Genomic DNA, 19,577 nt, shown 5'->3' with positions numbered 1-19,577 from the left:
GGCCCGGGGGCGGCGGTGGCTGGGCGGGCAAAGCCGCAGATAGTTACATTTGGGGCATTTGTGAGCAGTGCCAGGCGCCGTGCATCCATGCAGAGAAGGCCGTACCGCCTTCGGAGAGGGTCCCCATGCACCCCGCACTCAGCCCCGCCGTTCTCGCCGAGCTGCGCCGGCCGCGGCCCTATCCGGCGGTGTCCGTCCTGATGCCCACCCACCGCCGGGAGCCCGACAACGCGCAGGACCCGATCCGGCTGCGCAACCTGCTGGCCGAGGCCAAGGAGAAGGTCCAGGCCGACCCGGCGGTGTCCCGCGCCGACCGGATGGACGTCCTGGAACAGCTCGACCGGGCGCTCGCCGAGGTCGACCTGGTGCACGCCGAGGAGGGGCTGGCGATCCTCGCCGCACCCGGCGAGCACCAGGTCTGGTCACTCGGACGCGCGGCTCCCGCCCGGGTGGTCCTCTCCGATACCTTCCTCACCCGCAACCTGGTCGCCGCCCAGGCCGCCGAGCGCCCCTACTGGGTGCTCGCGGTCGCCGCCGACCGGGTGGCCCTGTGGGACGGGGGCCACGAGCGGGTCACCGAGTCGACCCGCCACGGCTTCCCGCTGGTGCGCACCTTCGACAACCCCGACCCCGAGCGGCAGGAGCAGATCGGCGACACGCCCAGCACCTTCCGGGACGAGGAGGCCAAGACCTTCCTGCGGCAGGCCGACACGGCGGTCGGCAAGGTGCTCGCCGCCGACCCCCGCCCGCTCTACGTGGTCGGCGAGGCCGCCGCACTCGCCCTGCTGGACACCGTCGGCCCGATCGCCAAGGAGGCCACCGCGCAGCTCCAGCACGGCGGGCTCGCCCAGGCCAACGCCGAGACCGTCCACCAGGTCGTCCAGCCCGCGGTCCGGGCCAACGCCGACCGCGAGACCAGCGACGCCCTCGCCCGGCTCGACGAGGCCCGCGGCCGCCAGGCGTTCGCCGCCGGACTGGACGAGGTCTGGCACGCCGCCGGCGAGGGCCGGATCGCCCAGCTGGTGGTCGAGGAGCACTACCGGGCCACCGTCCGCGACGACGGCGAGCACCTCGTGCCCGCCGAGTCCGGCGAGTCCGGGGCACGGGAGGACATCGTCGACGAGGTGATCGAGCGCACCCTCGACACCGGCGCCCTGGTCGGCTTCGTTCCGGACGGCACCCTCACCGACGCCGGACGCGTCGCGGCGGTCCTGCGCTACTGATGGGCCGGCGGGCCGACGCACGCGGTTCGAACGGTGCCCAGGCGGTGCCCAGGCGGCCGGGTGGTGACACCCGGCCGCCGCTGGGTAGGGGCGGGCACCGACATCGGCCGGTGGATGGGTGCCGGTCGGTGCGGGGCATGTGCGCGGCCCGATCGGGCATGTATGACGGGTCCGCGCCAACTCGACCCGGAAGGCTCCCCCGTGAAGCGCACGTCCTCGGCCCTGCTCGCCGCCCTGACCACCCTCCCGCTGGCGCTGTCCGGTACCGCGGCGGCCGCCGAGCCGTCCGCTCCCGGGCGGTCCGCCGCCGGGGGACAGGCGAGCGCCGCCTGCACGTACACGCCGGCGGTTCCGGCCGACAACTTCAAGGGCATCCCGGTCTTCGACGCGAGGAAGGCCGCGAAGCCGTACAGTGCGACGCTGCGGACCAGTCAGGGCTCGATCACCTTCAAGGCGCTGACGGACAAGGCCCCGTGCACCACCTACTCGTTCCGGTTCCTGGCCGAGCGCGACTACTTCGACCGCAGCCACTGCCACCGGCTCACCACCCAGCGGATCTTCGTGCTCCAGTGCGGCGACCCGACCGGCACCGGCAGCGGCGGGCCCGGGTACTCGTTCCCGGACGAGAACCTCGACGGCGCCACCTACCCGGCCGGGACCGTCGCCATGGCGAACGCCGGTCCGAACACCAACGGCAGCCAGTTCTTCTTCGTCTGGAAGGACACCAAGCTCTCGCCGAACTACACGCCGTTCGGGCAGGTCACGGCCGGGCTCGACGTCCTGCAGAAGATCGCGGCGGGCGGCGAGGACGACCAGAACAACCCCGGTGACGGCTTTCCGACCCTGCCGGTGAACATCCGCAACGTGGCCATCACCAAGCGCTGACCGGCCGGCGGTCCCGCCGGGCCGGGCACCCTTGTCGGTGCCGGCCCGGCGGGGTGACCGCAGCCGGGCGGGGTCCGCGTCCCGCTAGAACTCGAAGCGGTCGGGGTCGCCGGCACCCCGTCGGACGATCTCCGGGGACCCGCCGGAGAAGTCGACGACCGTGGTCGGCTCGGTGCCGCAGTCGCCCGAGTCGACCACGGCGTCCAGCACATGGTCGAGCCGCTCCTTGATCTCCCACCCCTGGGTCATCGGCTCCGCCTCGTCGGGGAGCAGGAGGGTGCTGGAGACGAGCGGCTCGCCGAGCTCCGCGAGCAGCGCCTGGGTGACGGTGTGGTCGGGGATCCGCACGCCGACCGTCTTCTTCTTCGGGTGCAGCAGGCGGCGCGGCACCTCCCGGGTGGCGGGCAGGATGAAGGTGTACCTGCCCGGGGTCGCCGCCTTGATCGCGCGGAAGACGTTGTTGTCGATCTGGACGAACTGCCCGAGCTGCGCGAAGTTCTCGCACATCAGGGTGAAGTGGTGACGGTCGCCGAGACGGCGGATCGACCGGATGCGTTCGAGGCCGTCCTGGTTGCCCATCCGGCATCCCAGGGCGAAGCAGGAATCGGTCGGGTACGCGATGAGGGCCCCGGACCGGATGCTCTCGGCCACGGTGCTGATGGTGCGCGCCTGGGGCGTCTGCGGGTGCACGTCGAAGTACTTCGCCATTGGCCGACCCTACGGGATCCGTGGCGCCGAAGGGTATGCCCCGGGCGCCGGACACGCGCCGGACACGCGCGGGAACCACCGCGCGCGCCCCCTGGCCGCGTGATCGAGCAGATTGGTGAACCTCTGCCGCGGTCCTCGGCCGTTGCCCTCGGATCAGTGGCCGGCCAGGTGTCGTGCGAAGAACCTGCGGATCGTGTGGCGGACCTCGGGGACCGATACGGTCGGGTCGACGGTGCCGATCAGCGCGTTCCTCTCCGCCGCCGTCATCAACCCGGCTGCCTGGAGCCGGGGGAGCATCGCAGCGTAGTCGGTGAAGATCCAGTGGTTGGCGTCAGCGACCCGTGCGCGGCGGACCCATCGGCCGGAGAGCGCGGCCAAGGCCAGCCAGGAGCGGTCCAGTTCCTGCCGGCGGTCGAACCCCTCGCTGCCGAGCAGGAGCAGTGGCCGGTCCATCCCGTCCGCCGCGACCGGGAACGGTTCGGCGGCGGCGCCGGGCGCGGAGGGCGGGTAGTCCAGGTAGCCCTCCAGGTTGATCCCGGCCCGCACCCGCCGGTCCTCGTACATCACCTCGGTCACGGCGCTGCCGCCGGCCGAGTGCCCGTACACGCCGAGGCGACGCAGGTCCAGCGTCTCGGCGAGCCCGCGCGGCAGCGGCAGTTCGGCCGCGTGCCCGAGCCGGTCGAGGACATGGTGCAGGTCGGCGATCCGCGCGTCGATCATCGTGCGGGCCACGGCCGGCTGGTCCCGTGGGTCGCCGCGGAGGACGGTCGTCCGTACGGTGTCCTCCCGGTGCGGCCGGGCATCCGGGAACTCGACCGCTGCGGCGTCGCCGGGGTGGTCGACCGAGAAGACGACGGCGCCGTGACTGGCCAGGTCCTCGGCCAGGGACGTCCCCAGGCCGCGCGGGTCGCCGCCGCCCGGGCTGTGCACCAGTACCGGCCACCGGCCCGGCAGCGGCGAGGCTCCCTCGAACGCGTGGGACCGGGTGGCGCCCCAGTTCACGCCCGCGGCAGGCAGGTGGAGCGGCGTGAGCGGGGCGATCCGTCCGAACCAGGTCGCGGCCTGCGGCGGCAGCTGTGGGGCCGGGGCGAGGCCGGTGACGTCGCGGGCCGGGTAGTAGACCGTCAGCATGAGCTCCCTCCCGGGGATGGTGGAGTCCCACGGGTCGCGCCGGGAGTCGTCGACGAGGTACACCGGCCGGCACCCCACGGGGTGGCGGCCCGTGGGCGCGGGCAGGGCGAGGACGGCATCGCCCGGGACCGGTCCCTCGGTGGTGGCCCGGGAGACGGCGTGGGCGCGGCCACCGGCGCCGAGCAGCAGGGCGGCGGAGCCGAGCAGTGCGGACCTGGTGACGGTGCGTCGGCTGAGGGAGAAGTCGTGAGTCATGTCCCGCATGCTGTCCCGCCCGGCCCGGCGCTTGCGATCGTTTAGGTTGGGGCCTCAAGGATGGCGCCCGGGACACCGTCGGGCCGACACGCAGGGGGAGTCGTGCTCCGGATCCACTTCACGCCGGACGACTTCGCCCGGGTCAGCCTCGCGCCTCGGCCGGCGCCGCTCCAGGAGCTCAACGTGACGCTGACGATGATGGGCCGCCGGGATGGCGAGCTTCTCCACGGTTCATGGCGACGCAGGGCGTTGCGCGCGCTGCCGAACGCCACCCTCCCGCTCGCGGACCTCGTCCCGGCCGGCCGGGCGCCGAGTTTCCTGGACGTGCTGGCGGACTCCCTCCCCGAGGCCCTGGAACAGGTCCGCTCGACCCCGGCCGAGCTGGTCGGTGCCGAACTGGAACGGGTCTACGCACCCGCGCGCACGCCCACCCCGGCGTGGATCCACGAACTGCACCGGGGTGCCCCCGAGGCATGGCGCCTGATCCGTCGTGCGCAGCGTGCGGCGTTCGAGGTGGTGCTCGGCCCGGTCTGGGCGCAGGTGCAGGACCTGCACCACGCCGAGTTCGTGCGTCGGGCCGTGCAACTCGCCGAAGGCGGCGTCGGCTCGGTGCTGGCCGGGCTGCTGCCCGGAGCCCGCCTGCACGGAGGCGTTTGGGAGCTCCCGGGCAGGCCGCGGGAGGTCCACCTCGGCGGGCGCGGGCTGGTTCTCCTGCCCAGCTTCCACTGGACCGGCGGGCCGCTGTTGTCCGACCTCCCCGACCGCCCGGTCGCCGTCACGTACCCGGCGGGTGCCGGCTTTCTGCCGCAGCCCGACGGCTCCGCCGGTCAAGCGGCGCTGGTCAAGGTGATCGGGAACACGCGCGTCGAACTGCTGCACCTGCTCGCCGAGGAACACACCACGACCGGGCTCGCCCGCCAGCTCCGCGTCAGCGCCGCCACGGTCTCGGCCCACACCGCCGCTCTTCGCGGCGCCGGACTGATCTCCACCTCGCGTGCCGGCAAGGCGGTCCTGCACCGGCGCACCACGCTCGGCAGCCTGTTGCTACGGCAGGACGCCCAGGGGCGCCGAGCGGAGCGGGGATCAGGGCCGCAGGTGGCGGAGGGTGAACTCGGGCGAGGCGTAGGTTCCGGCCTGGGGTGACGCGGGGTCGGCCGGGCGGTCGGCTCCGGGGATGTCGGCGGCGTACGTCTCGGCGTCGTCCACGGGGGCGTAGGCCAGGACCGCCGGATCGGGGAGTTCCCAGAAGCGCCGGGTGTTGGCGGAGACCGCGTACACGGTGGCGAAGCGGGTGGTGGGCGGAGCGGTCAGCGCGGCCCGGAGGTAGCCGAGGGCGTCGCGCGGGCTGAGCCAGGTCGCCAGGTGCCGCGGCTCGGTGGGGACGGCCTCGAAGCTGCCGATCCGCAGGCAGAGGACGGACAGGCCGAACTTGTCGGCGTAGAGCCGCCCCAGGGCCTCGACGGCGGCCTTGCTCACCCCGTACAGACCGTCCGGCCGCACCGGCTCCCGCGGCCCGGTGAGCTGCCCGACGGGGTGGAAGCCGGTCACGCGGTTGCTGCTGGCCAGCACCACCCGCCCGACGCCCAGCCGGCGGCACGCCTCCAGCACGTGGTGGGTGCCGAGCACGTTGGCGTCCAGGAGGTCCGCGAGCGGTGCCTCGTCCGGCACACCCGCCAGGTGGATCACCCGGTCGGCGCCCGCCAGGGCCGCCTCCACGGCGGCCGCGTCGCGCAGGTCGACGGTGTGCACGTCCTCGTTCCCGGCCTCCGGCCGCAGCGGCACCCGGTCCAGCAGGATCAGCCGCTCCACCTCACCCCGGAGCGCCTCGCGGACCACGGACCCGATGGTCCCCGCCGCGCCGGTCAGCGCCACCGTGCCCAGCTCCACCACGCCTCCCCGGACGATCTCCTCCTCCGCATCCTCGCGGCCCGGGCCCACCCCGTGCAAGGGACCGCTGCCGTCCGATCCCCTCGGACCGCTTGTGCGCTACGGCGATCAGGCGCCGTCGTGGTGGAGACGGGGGTCGATGGCCCAGATGCCGCGGCCGTGGGTGGCGGCGTAGAGACGGCCGTCGGGGCCGCTCCTCAGCTGCAGGACGGCGGTGGTCGGGAGGTGGTGGCCGAGGACCTCCCAGCAGTTTTTACCCGGGGTGCGGTAGAAGGCGGCGAGGTCGGTACCGACCACCAGCGCCCCGTCGGGCAGCAGCCGCACCGTGTTGGCCGGGATGTCGGGCAGGTCGCCGCTGATGTCGGTCCAGGTTGTGCCGCCGTCACGGGTCTCGAAGACGTGGCCGACCCCGGCGCCGGGGCCCTCGGTCCACTTCCGGGAGAAGCCGTTGATCGCGACGAAGACGTGCTGGGCGTCGGCGGGGTCGATGTCGAAGCCGGAGACGTACCGATTGGGGAGGGTGCCCTCCACCGGCAGGTCGAGCTGGTGCCAGCCGGTCCCGTCGGTGCGGCCGACCGCGATGCCGCGGGTGAAACCCTGGTTGTTGCACGGACCGCACCAACCGGCGTACACCGTCCCGCCCGAGGAGGCCACGGCGGTGGCGACGTGCCCCTCGCCGAGGTCGTACGCGCTGCGCCACTCGTCGCCGGAGCGGATGGTGAAGCCCTTGTCCTGGACCCACAGGTGGCGGCCGCCGGCGACCCAGGTGTCTCTGTTGTGGGTGTCGGCGGTGAACGGGGCGATGAAGCGGGCGCCGGCGCCGCCGAGCGCGTTGTCGGGCGGGGCGATGTCCCAGCTGGTGGCCTTGCTCGGGTCGGTGAGCCAGGAGCCGTCGTTGACGGCGCAGTTCTGGGTCACCCACATCGCGAGGTAGACGTACTCCTCGGCGGTGTTGCAGCCGTTGCGCGGGTCGAGGTAGGTGTCACCGCCGTCGCCGCCGAAGTTGGATCCCATCTGCTTGTCCCGGGCGCGCAGGATGGACTGGCCGTTGTCCTGGAGGCCGCCGCTGACGATCACGCCGTGGCCGTCGGGGTCGCGTCCGACGCCGACGGAGTAGTACTGCAGGGTGTCGATGGTGCCGTCGTTGAGCGGCAGCCAGTCGGTGGCGTGCCCGGAGGCGTCGGCGCTCCCGTCGAGCGGACGGCGGTAGAGGCCGCCGTCGTTCCCGGCCAGGAAGTAGGTCTGCCCCTGGTAGCGGACGACTCCGGCCGAGTGCTGGTCGGGGTGGGTGGTCTGGTAGCAGTCGCCGGTCTGCTTGGCGGGGTCGATGCTCCAGCACGGGAAACCGAAGTTCCAGTACGGGCCCGGGGTCGTCCACGACTGCCCGGCGTTCGTGGTCTCGAACACCTCCTCCAGACCGGCGTACAGGTGGTCCGGGTTGTCCGGGTCGACCTGGAGGAACTGGTTGTACCAGGCCTGGATGCCCGGCTGGTAGCCCTCGTCCTGCAGCGCCGACCCGGAGGCCTTGAGCTCGTCCTTGTCGGCGATCAGCGTCCAGGGGCCGAACGGATCGCCGTTCGGGGAGGTGTAGATGCCCTGCAGGGAGGTGTTCGGGTCGGTGTTGAGCAGGGTGGGGGACTGGTCGATCGCGTAGTAGCGGGAGCCGTCCGCCGACCGGGCGAAGGTCACGTTCCCGACGTCGCCGCTGCCGGTGGGCAGCTCGCCGAGGGAGGTGACGCGCTGCCAGCTGCCGTCCGCCGCCTTGGCGTAGAAGCCGTTGTAGGTGTCCCCGCTGCGCCAGCCGACCGCCAGCAGCACCCGGGACGGGTCCCGGGGGTCGATCGCGATGTCGTTGGCGATGTTCTTGTACGCGGCGTTCGGGTCGGAGGCCAGCGGGCCGCCGGGCAGGTAGTCGGGGTTGGGGGCGAACTCCAGCTGCCACGGCCCGGACAGGTCCGTGGTGGAGTGGCTCCACACACCGCGGCCGGTGGCGGCCCAGACCCGGTCGCCGGCGAAGCGCAGCGCGTTGATGACCGTGCTCTCCAACTCGTTGCCGCCCACCCGCATCTCGGGCGCGAACTCGCCGCGCTCCGGGTGGTCGAGGAGGTACACGCCGGTGCCGACGAACGAGGTCGCGCCGGTGTTGGCCTCGCCGGTGGCGTACCAGAGGCGGCCGCGCGCGTCGAGTTCGAGGGTGCCGGTGGACTGCGAGGACAGGCGCTCCGAGATCTGCTCCCACCGGCCGCCGCCGACCTTCGAGCGCCACACGCCGCCGTCGGCGCCGCCCGCGTACACGTGGCCCCGGTCGTCGGCGGCGACCCCGGTGATCCGGCCGCTGACCAGGCCCGCGCCGCCGCTGGAGTTCGAGGCGATGTCCCGGTACCGCGGGTCGTCCGAGTCGTACGGCAGCCCGGTCACGTGGTCCCAGCCGCCCCGGGTGTGCGGGAGCGCCTGCAGCTCGGCCCAGGCGGCCCCGTACGCGCCCGGGGCGACGATGCCCGGCGCGGTGCGCGCCTCGGCGTACTGCGCCGCGGCCTCCGCCGCGTTCTCCGCCTCGTCGGACTCGGCGGTGGTGCTGGAACGGCCGGTCCGCAGGGCGGAGTCCGGCTTGCCGGCGGCGATCCTCTCGGCGTGCTTCCGGCCGATCTCGGCCTGGTGGCGGTGGTGCCACGGCGTCGTGGGCCCGGGGTCGGGGGCGGCCGCACTCGGCGGCGCCATGGCGGTGATCACGGTGAGGGCGGCGGCGGCCACCAGCAAGCGCCTCGAAAACAGGCCTCGTGACATCTCTTCTGACTCCTGATCAGGTTCCGCTTGGGGCTCGCATTGAACACGTCGCGAATCCCGACCCGCGGCACCTGCGCCCACCCGTGGGCGTGTCCACAACAGGGTGGGGGCGCGGGCGGCCCGGCACGCGCCGAGGAGGCGCCGTGGTCCTCGACGGTTCCGCCTCCGGCGGCCGTCAGCCCTGCCCGGTCACCCTGCGGCGGCGCTCGGCCGCGGTCTCGCCGGCCCGTACGTACGGCCATGCACGGACCAGCTCGGCCGTGGTGACCCGGCACAGGACGCCCTGGTGGTCGTTCCCCCGGACCTCCACGAGCCACGAGCCGTCGGCGACGCGGTACACCCTGCGCGAGGGGACGTCCCCCGAGCCCACGCAGACCCCCTCGGGGACGAACTCCATGGCCGTCCTGCGCGCGAGCCGATCCGCCGCCGCGCGCCCTCCGTCCGGGACCTCGTGCGTCGCGACCAGCCGCCAGCGGTGGTCCTCCACGTACCGGGGGCAGGTCTCCGCCTCCACGAGGACGACCCACCGGGCCGCCTGCTGCGGAACCGCGTCATCGATCACGGCCGCACCGTCCCGCCCGCCGTCGCGTAGTGGTCCAGGTACTCCCGCATCGCGGGGTCGAGCGGCGCGCCCTCCGTGCCGTTGACGACCTCCCAGAGGCGGTTCTCGATCCAGAACCGGTAGGCGAAGTGCTCGAACGAGGGCGCGGACCAGAGGAGGGCGGCCCGCTGGGCGGGAAGGTCGTCCCAGTCGATCCCGTACTCGCACTCGGACTCGGACTCGGCCTCGGACTCGGCCTCGGGCTCTGACTCCGCCGACTCCCGTCTCCCGTACTCGAACTCGTAGTCGAGGTGCGAGCTGACCACGAAGGTCTCGCCGGACGGGCGCAGGTAGAGGTACCAGAGCACGCAGTCCTGCTGGTCGCGGAAGAAGCGCACGAGGAACGCGCCCGCCTCGACCGGGCTGGGCAGCGGCTCGGAGAGACTGCTCCAGCAACCGGTCACCGAGACCTCGTCCAGGGAACCGGCGAAGTTCGAGGAGGTCTCGAAGGTGACGAAGTCCGTGGGCAGCGACAGCCCCTCGGCGGCGAGCACCTCCTCCACCCGGCGCAGCCGCGCGGCCCGTTCGGGAAGGAACGCGCCCGGCTCGCCCAGCCATGCGAACGCTCCGGTGAACCGCTGCTCGTCCAGCGGGGGCAGGGTGTCCCACGGATACCGCTCGTAGGTGAAGCGGCAGGGGCGGTGGTCGCCGAGGTCTGTCGCGCACCACGCGGCATCGAAGTCGACGCTCGTCGCAGGCAGCTCCGATCGAAGGAGTCCGGGTGAAGGAGAACAGGTGATCGACAGCATGCCAGCCGGCTCCGACACCGCCCCGGGGCCGGCCGGGTGCCGGGAATCCGGTACCGGCGGGAGCGGGCCGGCCGGTACGGTGAGGCGCGGCCGGGATCGTGGTCGCGGCAGGGGGCCGTGACACGCCGGGCCGGGAGAGGAGCGCCGCGCCCGTGGACGACATCCGGACCGGCCTGCACGCCGGCACCGTGCCGCGGTCGGTACGACCGGCCCACCTGCCGGGGCTGGGCCTTCCGGTGACGCTGCGTCCGGTCGACGACGCCCGCGCCACCCAGGCCGCCGTGTTCGACCCGTCCCTCAAGCAGCATCGCAACGCGTTCCGCGCCGCCGACCCGCGGTTCACCGATCCCGGGCTGTCGACCGCCTGGTACGCGGCGCGCCGGCACGCCATGGACCTGCTGCTCGCGGCCGTCGCCGACTCCCCGTGGGCCGGGCACCTGGTGCTGCGCGGCAGCGTGGTGCTCCGCGCCTGGTACGGCGAGGCCGCCCGCGAGCCAGGCGACCTGGACTTCGTGGTCGTCCAGCAGGACTGGCGGGTCGAGGAGGACCACACCGCCGACCTGCTGGACGGCATCGCCTCGGCCGCGGAGGCTGCGAGCCGCGGATCCGTACGGTTCCGCGCGGCGGAGGCGGTCAGCGAGGAGATCTGGACGTACGAGCGGGTGCCCGGGCGGCGGCTGGTCCTGCCCTGGCACGCCGACGGGGTGCCGGGCGGCGCGGTCCAGCTCGACTTCGTCTTCAACGAACCGCTGCGGGTCACCCCCGAACCCGTCCACCTGCCCGCCCTGGACGGCCCGGGCGCCCGACTGGCCGCCGCGACCCGGGAGCTGTCGCTCGCATGGAAGCTGATGTGGCTGGTCACCGACATGCACCCGCAGGGCAAGGACCTCTACGACGCCCTGCTGCTCGCCGAGTCCACCCCGCTGCGCTACCGGGTGCTGCGGGACGTCTTCGCCGACGGCGAGGCCCATTACGCCGAGCACCCGGTGGACGCGGACACGATCACCGCACTCGCTGCCCGCCTCGCCCAGGGCCGACAGCACTTCGAGCGGGAGTACCCGCAGCTGGCCGCGGCGACCGCCGACGCCCTGCCACGCCTGGCCGCGGCCCTCGCCCCGACCTTCGCCGAGGTCGACCCCGGGCAGCTCGGCCCGTGGTGGACCGAGGGCTGGATCGAGCGGCTGCGCCCGGTCCACGCGGACGGGGGGCTGGAGGCGGTCCAGGCGCAGCTCGTCCACTCCGGCGCCTCCTTCCGCCTCGCCCACCGGCTCACGCAGATGCTGCTCGGCGCCGCCGCGCCGGACGGGACGGCGCTCGCCGAGGCGATGCTGGGCTGCCCCGCCTGGTCGTACTGGGCCGAGCGGGTCCGCGAGCGCCAGGTGACCGTCGGATGGCTGCTGGAGTAGTCCCGCGCCCGCCCCGCCGTCGCGCCCGGGCCGTAGCCACCGAGGAGCGGCGAACGAGCAGGACGGCGCCTGCCATCGACGACCGGTGAACGGCACCGGGTCAGCGGGTCAGATCTCGAACAGTGGGTCTTCCCGAGGCTCGGGCTGGGGCGTGAGGATCGCCCGGAGGTCGCTGATGCTCCGGCGCCACTGCGGCCCGCTGTCGGTGTCGTCCCAGAGTTCGGCGAGCTCGGACTCCTCCGCGAGGACTCGGTCGAGGGCCTCCGCGGCAACGGCCCGGAGATCGGTGGCGAAGCACGGCAGAGCCTCGCTGGGGCCGTAGGTCGTGGTGACCGGCTCGCCGTCCGGGCACTGTGCGGCGACGAGGGCGGCCGCGGCGACGGACTCCTCGGCATGCCAACTGTCGAGGTAGTCCCGGGTCCGGACGGTGGCGGCCAGGGTGCTCCGGATGAGGTCCTCCCGCTCGTCCGGGGCCGTCTCGTCCAGGGTGCAGGCGAAATCCGCCGCCGTGTCGTTGTCGAAAGGGCCGATGTCCCAGGTGCCCATGATGATCTCCTCGTGTCGCCGTGCGGGGATCGTCGCATCGGCCACCGACAGCGAGGTCACGAGGCGAGCAGGGCAGGTCCGCGTGAGCGGGGGCTTCAGGACAGGGCGAGGACGCAGAACTCGTGGCCCTCCGGGTCGGTCAGGCAGGTCCACGGCACATCGCCCTGGCCGAGGTCGAGGCCGGTGGCACCGAGGGACCGGAGGCGGTCCACCTCCGCCGCCCGGTCGTCGCCGGGGTACGGCAGCAGGTCGAGGTGGACGCGGTCCGGCACGGTCTTCACCCCCGGCGTGCGGATGAACTCGAGGTACGGGCCGGCGCCTCCGGCGGAGCGCAGCGAGGCCTGATCGCCGGTCACCTCGTGCAGGGTCCAGTCGATCGCCTCGCCCCAGAACCGGGCCATGGCCCGCGGATCCGCGCAGTCGACCACCACGGCGGCGATCGGTCCGGTGTCCCGGTAGACGTCCCGGGGCTCCAGCACGCAGAACTCGTTCCCCTCGGGGTCGGCGAGGACCGTCCACGGTACGTCGCCCTGGCCCACGTCGGCGGGAGTCGCGCCGAGCGCCTCCAGGCGCGCGACCAGCTCCGCCTGGTGGGCCGCGGAGGTGGTGGCGAGATCCAGGTGCACGCGGTTCTTCGCCGCCGCCTTGGGTTCCGGGACGGGAACGACATCGATACCGAGGACGACCGGGTCCGGCCAGACGAGGCCGCCGGGAGGTCCGACGTAGGTGGTCACCCCGGGGCTGTAGGCACTCCAGCCGAGCGCCTGCGCCCAGAACCGGCCGACCGCCGAGTGGTCGAGAGCCTTGATGTTCACCATCACGGGTCGCAGCGCCATACCGGCGATCCTAGGCGCCCGCTCCGCCGCGACGGCTGGCACAGCGGGCGGACGCACCGTCAGATACCGTGGACGGCCATGGGTGAACTGATGGTGATCAGGCACGGCCAGACGGAGTGGAGCCTGTCGGGCCGGCATGCCGGCCGGACCGACGTTCCGCTGACCGACGCGGGTGAGGCCGCTGCCGAGGCGCTCGCTCCGAGGCTGGCCCGGCGTCGTCCGGTGGCCGTGTTCAGCAGCCCGCTGAGCCGCGCGCTGCGGACGGCCGAACTGGCGGGCCTGACCGGTGTCGAGCCCGATCCCGACCTGGTGGAGTGGGACTACGGCGGCTACGAGGGCCTGACCGCGGAGCAGATCCAGGAGTCGAGGCCGGGCTGGGACCTGTGGCGGGACGGCGTCGTTCCCGGCGACGCCGCGTATCCCGGCGAGCGGCTCGAGCAGGTGGCCGCGCGTACGGACGCCGTGCTCGACCGGATCCGGCCGCTGCTGGGTGACGGCGACGTGGCCGTCGTCGCCCACGGTCATCTGGCGCGCGTGCTCGCCGTGCGCTGGCTGGGCCTGGACCCGTCCGCGGCCCGACTGCTCGGCCACCCGCATCCGGGCACGCTCGGCTTCCTGGCCGCCGAGCACGGGCAGCCGGTCATCTCCGCCTGGAACGTCCCGTAGCGGTCGGCGGAGTCGTGGTCGGAGGAGTCGCGGCCGGAGGTGTCCCGGCCGGGGGGGTCGCTACCGTGGCGCGCATGAGTGACGCCCGATCAGTCGTGCTGCGCCCGACAGCGGAGAGCGACCTTCCCGCCCTCGAACGGTTCCTGCTCGACCCGGCGACCGTGGGGTCGTTCCAGTGGTACGGCTGGTCGGACCCGGGACGGTGGCGGCGGAGGTGGGCCGAGAACGGGCTGCTGGGTCCGGACGCCGGCCAGCTCGCGGTGGTCGCGGAGGGGGAGGAGCTCTGCGGCTTCGTCGGGTGGCGGCGGGCGGGCCTGGTGCCCGCCTCGCCGTACTGGAACATCGGGGCGCAGCTGTTCCCGGAGGCGTGCGGGCGCGGGATCGGCACCGAGGCCCAACGGCTGCTGGTGGACTACCTGTTCGCGCACTCGCCGGTGATGCGCCTGGAGGCGGACACCGAGGACGCGAACCTCGCCGAGCAGCGCGCGCTGGAGAAGTGCGGCTTCACCCGGGAGGGCGTCCAGCGCGGCGCGGTCTTCCGGGACGGCCGGTGGCGGGACGTCGTCCGCTACGGCCTGCTGCGGACGGACCTCCGGACCTCCTGAGCGGCGTCGACCCCCGCCCGGCCCGTCCCCCGCCTCCGGCTCAGGGCTGGGGTCGCAGGCCGGCCAGGAGGACGTCCAGGGCGAGGTCGACGGCCTCGGACAGCGGGGTGTCGTCGAGGAGCGAGCCGATGGTGAGCATGGCGAGCCCGTGGGTGGTGGAGAAGGCGACCTGGGCGAGGCGGACGGGGTCGCCGGCGCGGACGGCTCCGGCCTGCTGGGCCTCGGCGATCAGCCGGGCCGCGGTCTGGAGGCCCTCGTGGCCGAGCTCGCGCAGCTCGTCGGTGGAGTCGTCGGCGTGCTTGGCGGTGTACATTCCGGCGGATCTCGCAGCGCCCGTGGCTGGTTCCTTCGTCCGATCCAGGAGCGGGATGTCCCGCCAGGGAAGCGACTTGAGCTGCATGCGGAGATTCTTCCGCTTGCCCTTGACGAATCGACTGAGCCGCTCAGATAAATAGCTTGCCGATCCGGTGGGCCTGTGTCACTGTTCCGCCTGGATCGACAGCCGGACAAGAGAATTGGCGCCATGGGGAATCAGTACGAGGAAGAGTGTCGTCGGTCGTTGGCCGAAGAGCAGGCGAAGAGCCTTGCCGAGACCAACAACTGGGAGCACGTTGACAGGCCTCAGGTCCACCAGGACTGGGACGTGCTGTACCGGGAGATCGCTGCCTGCCTGGACGGCTCCCTGCCCGGGGATCCCCAGATTCAGGAGCTCGTCGGCCGGCATTTCGGCATAGCCTGCCGGTTTTACGCCCCCACCAGGCGAGCGTACGTCGGGATGGCACTCTTCTATGCGGAAGACGACGCCATGAGGGAGTTTCACAACTCCTACCATCCCAGGATGGTGGAATTCCTGGGTGAGGCGATGAGGATATTCGCCGAACGGGGAGTCGGCTTCACTTCGTAGTACTCCAGCTCCTGTTCGAGATTTCGCCCGTTGGCAGGGCGGGGCCTCGGCGTTTGTGGCGACCGGTTCATGACGGTCTGTCGGGCGGGTGGCTACGGGAACGGAAGCAGGCACGGCTTCCAAGATCATGGTGTTGTCGACGCCCCGTGATCCGACTGGAAGACCGTGCCTGCCGACGCACCATCGCTGATCCCGTCCGTCTTTGACCAGCTCCGCCGGCAGCCCGATCCCGGCCTCCAGGAGGTGCCGGGGCTGCTGGAACGGCTCGCGGAGGTGGCCGACCCGCACGACCCGCGCGGCGTGCGGCATGCGCTGGCGGTCGTGCTCGCGCTGACAGCGTGCGCGGTGCTGGCAGGGGCGACTCCGGCGTCACCAACATCGTTGCCGCCCTCCGCCGCAACGCTCGCGACCCCCGACGACCGCTCGCGCTCCTCGGCCTCGGATGATCAGAAACCGGGGGCATCATCCGACTGCGCCGAAGCCCGGGGCGCGGGGCGGCCGGTATTCCTCCGAATCTGCGTCAGAGGGCGTTGTCAGTGCCTCCGCCTAGGGTTGGTAACAACGCAGGAGGGGGCGCCAGAAAGGCGTCGGAAGCGCGTTGGAAATGGGATAGAGCCATGTCTGCGAGCAGGATCAAGCACAAGGTCAACCACGTTTCGCTCGTGGTCGACAAGTCCGGCTCGATGCGCCAGCACGAGGGGCAGCTCGTCCGTGTGGTGGACGAGTTCGTGAAGGGCCTCCAGGAGGAGTCGGACCGGCTCGGTCACGAGACCCGTATCAGCCTCTACGCCTTCGACCACGAGGTGCAGAACCTGGTCTGGGACATGGACGTCAAGCACCTGCCGTCCCTGAAGGGCCTCTACGCGGTCGAGAACGGTGCGACGGCGCTGATCGAGTCGGCCGTGAAGTCCATCGACGACCTGAAGAACATCTGGGAGGGGTACGGGGAGCACTCCTTCCTCCAGGTCGTCGTGACCGACGGCGAGGAGAACGCGTCCGGTTATTCGGAATCCGGTCAGATGCACACCCGCATGGGCGGAAGCCGGGGGAAGACCGTTCTCCGCAAGTGGATCGACCGCATTCACGGTGCCATGGACGACCTTCCCGACCACTGGACCTCGGCGATCCTCGTCCCGAATTCCCTGGCCAAGCGCACCGCGCAGGAATACGGATTCCCGGCGGGCAACATCGCGATCTGGGACGCGGACTCCAGCAAGGGCGTCGAGGAGGCCATCGGCACCGTCAAGAAGGCCGCCACGAGCTTCCTGCGAGGCCGCGAACAGGGCGTGCGCGGCACCAGGAACCTGTTCACCATGGGCCAGGACCTGAGCACGGCCGAGGTGAAGTCCACCCTCGACGCCCTGGACAGCGGCACGTACGTCCTGGTCCCGGTCGACGAGCAGGCGCCGATCCGTGACTTCGTCACCGGCGCCGGGCACCCGTACAAGACCGGGTGCGCCTTCTACGAGCTGTCCAAGCGCGAGAAGATCCAGGGCACCAAGCAGCTCGCCGTGGCGGAGAAGGACCCGGCCACCGGGCAGATGACCGGCAAGGTGTTCTCGGGCCCGGCGGCCCGCCGGCTCCTCGGCCTGCCGAGCTCGGAGACCACGGTGAAGCCGGGCGAGAACCCGTCGTACACCGTGTTCGTCCAGTCGACCTCCGTCAACCGGAAGTTGGTGCCGGGCACCAACGTGCTGGTCATGCTGTGACGGTGACGGTGTGACCCCGGTGGCACTGCGGGGTGAGCCGGTCGCCCGGCCCACCCCGCGGCGCGCGGGCGTCAGCAGAGGGCCGGCAGGACCAGAGCGGTGGCGCGGGCGATCAGGGCTTCGTCGGCGGGGGCGTCCGCGGCCGGCTTGGTGGTCAGGACGGACAGGACCAGCGGCGTGCCGTCGGCGGTCCAGGCGATTCCCACGTCGTTGGTGGTCCCGTGACTGCCGGTGCCCGTTTTGTCCGCGAGCGCCCAGCGGGGGGGAAGGGCGGCGCGCAGGCGGGCGGCCCCGGTGGTGTTGGCGAGCATCCAGTCGGTCAGCTGCCGCCGGTCCCGCGGGGCGAGCGCCTCGCCGAGGACGAGGTCCGTGAGAGTTCGTCCGATGGCGGCCGGGCTCGTCGTGTCGGTGATGCGGCCCGGTTCGGCGGAGTTCAGCTCGGGCTCCCAGCGGTCCAGCCGCGTCACCCGGTCGCCGAGCGACCTGCAGAAGCGGGTGATCGCCGTGGGGCCGCCCAGCTCGCGGAGCAGCAGGTTGTCGGCGGCGTTGTCGCTGTAGTCGAGCGCCGCCGCGCACAGTTCGGCGACCGTCATGCCGGAGGCCAGGTGCTCGGGGGTGCCCGTGATCGGCGCGTAGCCGGAGGCGGTGACGTCCTCGGCGGTGTAGCGGATGCGCCGGGCGAGGACCTCCCCGTTCCGGTCGAGGTCGCGGAGCACGGCGGCGGCCGTCACGATCTTGTGCACGGAACAGATCGGGAACAGCTCGTCCGCGCGGTACCGCACCCGCGCGCCCGTGACCGTGTTCCGCGCGAACACACCCAGCCGCGCCCCGTGTTCACGCTCGAGGTCGGCCAGCGCCCGGACGACCTCGTCCCCGCGCCCCGGCGTCCGCTCCGCCGCCCGGGCCGTCCCGCCCATCGCCACCGTCGCGGCGGCCAGTACCGTCCCGGCCCCCATGCCCAGGACCGCTCGGCGGCTGACGTGTCCCTCGGTCACCGTCACGCTGATACCCCTCTGCTGCTCGACATCCGTCTTTCCGGGTAAGGGGACGCCTCCGGGGCCCGGATGGTTCGCCCACCTATCAAGACGTGCGTCGGAGCGTATCGCCGGGGCCGCAAGTCATCTGCGACGGAAACCGGCTGACGGGCCGAGTGTCATCGGAGTTCGTCGCCCTCGGTGGCGATGCCGGTGCCGCGTGGCTCCCCGGCTCGCCCGACCGTGCTCGGCCGGCCTCCCGCGCGGCTGTCCTCCTCGGAGTGCCTCTTCACCAGTACGCCTATTTCGCACTGTTCAGCCAGCACGTGTCGGCCGACGAGATGACCTCCCAGCTCGGCATCGTTCCTGCCGAAGTGTCCGTCCGTGGAAGCCGGTTCACCGCATCGAGACCGATTCCCGTCGACCACCGCTGGAAGATCGTCTGCCGCGAACCAGACCTCCGCGTCGACGAGCAGATCACGTGCATTCTCGACAGGCTCCAACCCCCACACGGACCGGATCGCCGACCGCGCCCACCGCCTGGCCGGCCAAGGCGGGGGAGCGGTACTCCAAGTCGTGCGCTACTTCAACGACACCGACCACGACCGACTGACGGCAGACGCCCCGAATCTCTTCGGCTGGCACCTGGACCGCAACGTCCTGGACTTCCTCATCGCCTGCGGCGCCGAGCTCGATGTCGACGAGTACGCCATGACCGGAGACGAGGACGGTGTCTGAGTACCTGACGTGGGGTCTGTCGAAGACCCGGTGGTCGGTCGTTGACCGGGTGCCTCAGTCCCCGATGAACCACAGGTAGCTGCCGGGCGTCGTCGCGCAGGACTTCAGCAGCGCCGCGAGGTCGGTCACGGCCGCCGTTTGCGCGGCGTTGGCACACCGCTCCAGCAGTCCGGCGATCTCACCGAGCGCGGCCTGTGCCTCCTGCTCGTTGAACTGCGTGTTCCCGTAAGGGTCCACCCACCAGAGTTTGCCGGGGCCGTTCACCTTGAGCCCGGCCAATACCGCCGCCAACGCTTCGCCGTGGTCGTACGAGCCCCGCAGGAGCGAGGCCCGGGACATGGCCCAGTTGTTCCGCGCCGGGCGGGTGGAATGCAGTTCGAGCTCAATCCCCATGGTCGTTGCCTCCTCGGCGGCAGCCTAACCAGCAGTGACGAGCGACCCCGACGCGAGGTGGGGGCCGAACCGGGCCCGCTGCCGCGGGGCCTGTGCCTGGCAGACTTGAGGGTGTGACACCCCCCAAGGATCAGGAACTGAGCGCAGCACGACGCAAGGCCGACTCCCCGGCGTGGTCTGACCGCGTTGCGGCCGGGCGACTGCTCGCCGTTGCGGACAGGGTCGACGAGGTGGCGGACGTCATCCACCGGCTCCTGCTGGACGAGAAGGACACCGCCGTCATCCAGGCGACGGCCGAGGCCCTGCTCGCGCGGAAGGACACCAGCGGCCTGCGCTGTGTTCTGTTGGCCCTCAGCCGCGCCGCCTCCACCGACGCGGTGGACGAGATCGGTGCCGCGCTGGACGGCAACCCCGAGTGGATGACGACCGAGGGTGAGGATCGGCTGCTCCGGCAACTGCGTGACCTGGCCGGGGACGAGGACCTCGGCGTCCGTGACGAGGCCGAACGTATCCTCGCCGGGCTGCGGTCACACGAGGAGCGGTTGCGCGTCTCAAGCCGCCCCGGGCCGTGACCTCC

20 protein-coding genes and 1 pseudogene are annotated in these 19,577 nt (G+C 72.4%); 10 read left to right on the top strand and 11 right to left on the bottom strand.

Annotated elements, in window-relative coordinates:
* The first annotated feature begins 125 nt into the window (after positions 1–125).
* Complete coding sequence (locus ABWK59_RS02045; RefSeq protein ID WP_354637503.1) at positions 126–1,223, top strand: chemotaxis protein; 1,098 nt, start codon at positions 126–128, stop codon at positions 1,221–1,223.
* 201 nt (positions 1,224–1,424) lie between these two features.
* A complete protein-coding gene (locus ABWK59_RS02040; RefSeq protein WP_354637502.1) occupies positions 1,425–2,108 on the top strand; it encodes a peptidylprolyl isomerase in 684 nt (227 codons plus the stop codon).
* Positions 2,109–2,192: 84 nt separating this feature from the next.
* Here ABWK59_RS02040 and ABWK59_RS02035 read toward each other — a convergent pair whose 3' ends face one another.
* Together ABWK59_RS02035 and ABWK59_RS02030 are read right to left on the bottom strand one after the other, a co-directional pair.
* Positions 2,193–2,816, bottom strand: coding sequence for an L-threonylcarbamoyladenylate synthase (locus tag ABWK59_RS02035; RefSeq protein ID WP_354637501.1), 624 nt, complete (start codon positions 2,814–2,816; stop codon positions 2,193–2,195).
* A 153-nt stretch (positions 2,817–2,969) separates the two neighbouring features.
* The gene (locus ABWK59_RS02030; RefSeq protein ID WP_354637500.1) at positions 2,970–4,202 is read right to left on the bottom strand and encodes an alpha/beta hydrolase family protein; all 1,233 of its coding nucleotides are present in this window, start codon (positions 4,200–4,202) and stop codon (positions 2,970–2,972) included.
* A 102-nt stretch (positions 4,203–4,304) separates the two neighbouring features.
* Here ABWK59_RS02030 and ABWK59_RS02025 point away from each other — a divergent pair, with 102 nt between their 5' ends.
* The gene (locus ABWK59_RS02025; RefSeq protein WP_354637499.1) at positions 4,305–5,345 is read left to right on the top strand and encodes an ArsR/SmtB family transcription factor; all 1,041 of its coding nucleotides are present in this window, start codon (positions 4,305–4,307) and stop codon (positions 5,343–5,345) included.
* Here ABWK59_RS02025 and ABWK59_RS02020 read toward each other — a convergent pair.
* The 4 genes from ABWK59_RS02020 to ABWK59_RS02005 all read right to left on the bottom strand — a co-directional run bounded on the left by ABWK59_RS02020 (position 5,286) and on the right by ABWK59_RS02005 (position 10,223).
* Positions 5,286–6,140, bottom strand: coding sequence for an NAD-dependent epimerase/dehydratase family protein (locus tag ABWK59_RS02020; RefSeq protein WP_354637498.1), 855 nt, complete (start codon positions 6,138–6,140; stop codon positions 5,286–5,288). The two genes, ABWK59_RS02025 and ABWK59_RS02020, sit on opposite strands and share 60 nt — an antisense overlap.
* 57 nt (positions 6,141–6,197) lie before the next feature.
* Positions 6,198–8,873, bottom strand: a complete 2,676-nt coding sequence (locus ABWK59_RS02015; RefSeq protein WP_354637497.1) for a glycosyl hydrolase — start codon at positions 8,871–8,873, stop codon at positions 6,198–6,200.
* Between the two features lie 175 nt (positions 8,874–9,048).
* On the bottom strand, positions 9,049–9,435 hold the full coding sequence (locus ABWK59_RS02010) for a hypothetical protein (protein ID WP_354637496.1): 387 nt from the start codon (positions 9,433–9,435) through the stop codon (positions 9,049–9,051).
* Positions 9,432–10,223, bottom strand: coding sequence for a hypothetical protein (locus ABWK59_RS02005; protein ID WP_354637495.1), 792 nt, complete (start codon positions 10,221–10,223; stop codon positions 9,432–9,434). The genes ABWK59_RS02010 and ABWK59_RS02005 overlap by 4 nt, the downstream gene beginning before the upstream one ends.
* A gap of 152 nt (positions 10,224–10,375) precedes the next feature.
* On the opposite strand from ABWK59_RS02005, the gene ABWK59_RS02000 reads away from it, so the two are divergent.
* A complete protein-coding gene (locus ABWK59_RS02000) occupies positions 10,376–11,629 on the top strand; it encodes a nucleotidyl transferase AbiEii/AbiGii toxin family protein (RefSeq protein ID WP_354637494.1) in 1,254 nt (417 codons plus the stop codon).
* Between the two features lie 108 nt (positions 11,630–11,737).
* Here ABWK59_RS02000 and ABWK59_RS01995 read toward each other — a convergent pair whose 3' ends face one another.
* Together ABWK59_RS01995 and ABWK59_RS01990 are read right to left on the bottom strand one after the other, a co-directional pair.
* Complete coding sequence (locus ABWK59_RS01995) at positions 11,738–12,175, bottom strand: DUF4259 domain-containing protein (protein WP_354637493.1); 438 nt, start codon at positions 12,173–12,175, stop codon at positions 11,738–11,740.
* A gap of 95 nt (positions 12,176–12,270) precedes the next feature.
* The gene (locus tag ABWK59_RS01990) at positions 12,271–13,011 is read right to left on the bottom strand and encodes a VOC family protein (RefSeq protein ID WP_354637491.1); all 741 of its coding nucleotides are present in this window, start codon (positions 13,009–13,011) and stop codon (positions 12,271–12,273) included.
* A gap of 78 nt (positions 13,012–13,089) precedes the next feature.
* On the opposite strand from ABWK59_RS01990, the gene ABWK59_RS01985 reads away from it, so the two are divergent.
* Both ABWK59_RS01985 and ABWK59_RS01980 read left to right on the top strand, forming a co-directional pair.
* The gene (locus ABWK59_RS01985; protein WP_354637490.1) at positions 13,090–13,677 is read left to right on the top strand and encodes a histidine phosphatase family protein; all 588 of its coding nucleotides are present in this window, start codon (positions 13,090–13,092) and stop codon (positions 13,675–13,677) included.
* 74 nt (positions 13,678–13,751) lie between these two features.
* Entirely contained in the window at positions 13,752–14,282 is a 531-nt protein-coding gene (locus ABWK59_RS01980) for a GNAT family N-acetyltransferase (protein ID WP_354637489.1), read from the top strand.
* 40 nt (positions 14,283–14,322) lie between these two features.
* Here ABWK59_RS01980 and ABWK59_RS01975 read toward each other — a convergent pair whose 3' ends face one another.
* Positions 14,323–14,595, bottom strand: a complete 273-nt coding sequence (locus ABWK59_RS01975; protein ID WP_354637488.1) for a hypothetical protein — start codon at positions 14,593–14,595, stop codon at positions 14,323–14,325.
* A 210-nt stretch (positions 14,596–14,805) separates the two neighbouring features.
* On the opposite strand from ABWK59_RS01975, the gene ABWK59_RS01970 reads away from it, so the two are divergent.
* A complete protein-coding gene (locus ABWK59_RS01970) occupies positions 14,806–15,186 on the top strand; it encodes a TipAS antibiotic-recognition domain-containing protein (protein WP_354637487.1) in 381 nt (126 codons plus the stop codon).
* Between the two features lie 617 nt (positions 15,187–15,803).
* Complete coding sequence (locus tag ABWK59_RS01965) at positions 15,804–16,895, top strand: vWA domain-containing protein (RefSeq protein ID WP_354637486.1); 1,092 nt, start codon at positions 15,804–15,806, stop codon at positions 16,893–16,895.
* 71 nt (positions 16,896–16,966) lie between these two features.
* On the opposite strand, the gene bla is transcribed toward ABWK59_RS01965, so the two are convergent.
* Positions 16,967–17,851: a class A beta-lactamase gene (bla, locus tag ABWK59_RS01960; RefSeq protein ID WP_354644800.1), complete on the bottom strand. Its 885-nt coding sequence runs from the start codon at positions 17,849–17,851 to the stop codon at positions 16,967–16,969.
* A gap of 299 nt (positions 17,852–18,150) precedes the next feature.
* Here bla and ABWK59_RS01955 point away from each other — a divergent pair.
* Positions 18,151–18,607: pseudogene (locus tag ABWK59_RS01955) on the top strand (DUF4279 domain-containing protein).
* Positions 18,608–18,661: 54 nt separating this feature from the next.
* Here ABWK59_RS01955 and ABWK59_RS01950 read toward each other — a convergent pair.
* Positions 18,662–19,000 (bottom strand): hypothetical protein, encoded by a 339-nt coding sequence (locus ABWK59_RS01950; RefSeq protein WP_354637485.1) that lies wholly within the window; start codon positions 18,998–19,000, stop codon positions 18,662–18,664.
* 230 nt (positions 19,001–19,230) lie between these two features.
* On the opposite strand from ABWK59_RS01950, the gene ABWK59_RS01945 reads away from it, so the two are divergent.
* The gene (locus ABWK59_RS01945; protein WP_354637484.1) at positions 19,231–19,572 is read left to right on the top strand and encodes a hypothetical protein; all 342 of its coding nucleotides are present in this window, start codon (positions 19,231–19,233) and stop codon (positions 19,570–19,572) included.
* Positions 19,573–19,577 lie beyond the last annotated feature (5 nt).

The organism is Kitasatospora sp. HUAS MG31, assembly GCF_040571325.1.
Classification (GTDB): Bacteria; Actinomycetota; Actinomycetes; order Streptomycetales; family Streptomycetaceae; genus Kitasatospora; species Kitasatospora camelliae.
This window is presented reverse-complemented; position numbering and strand designations above follow the sequence as displayed.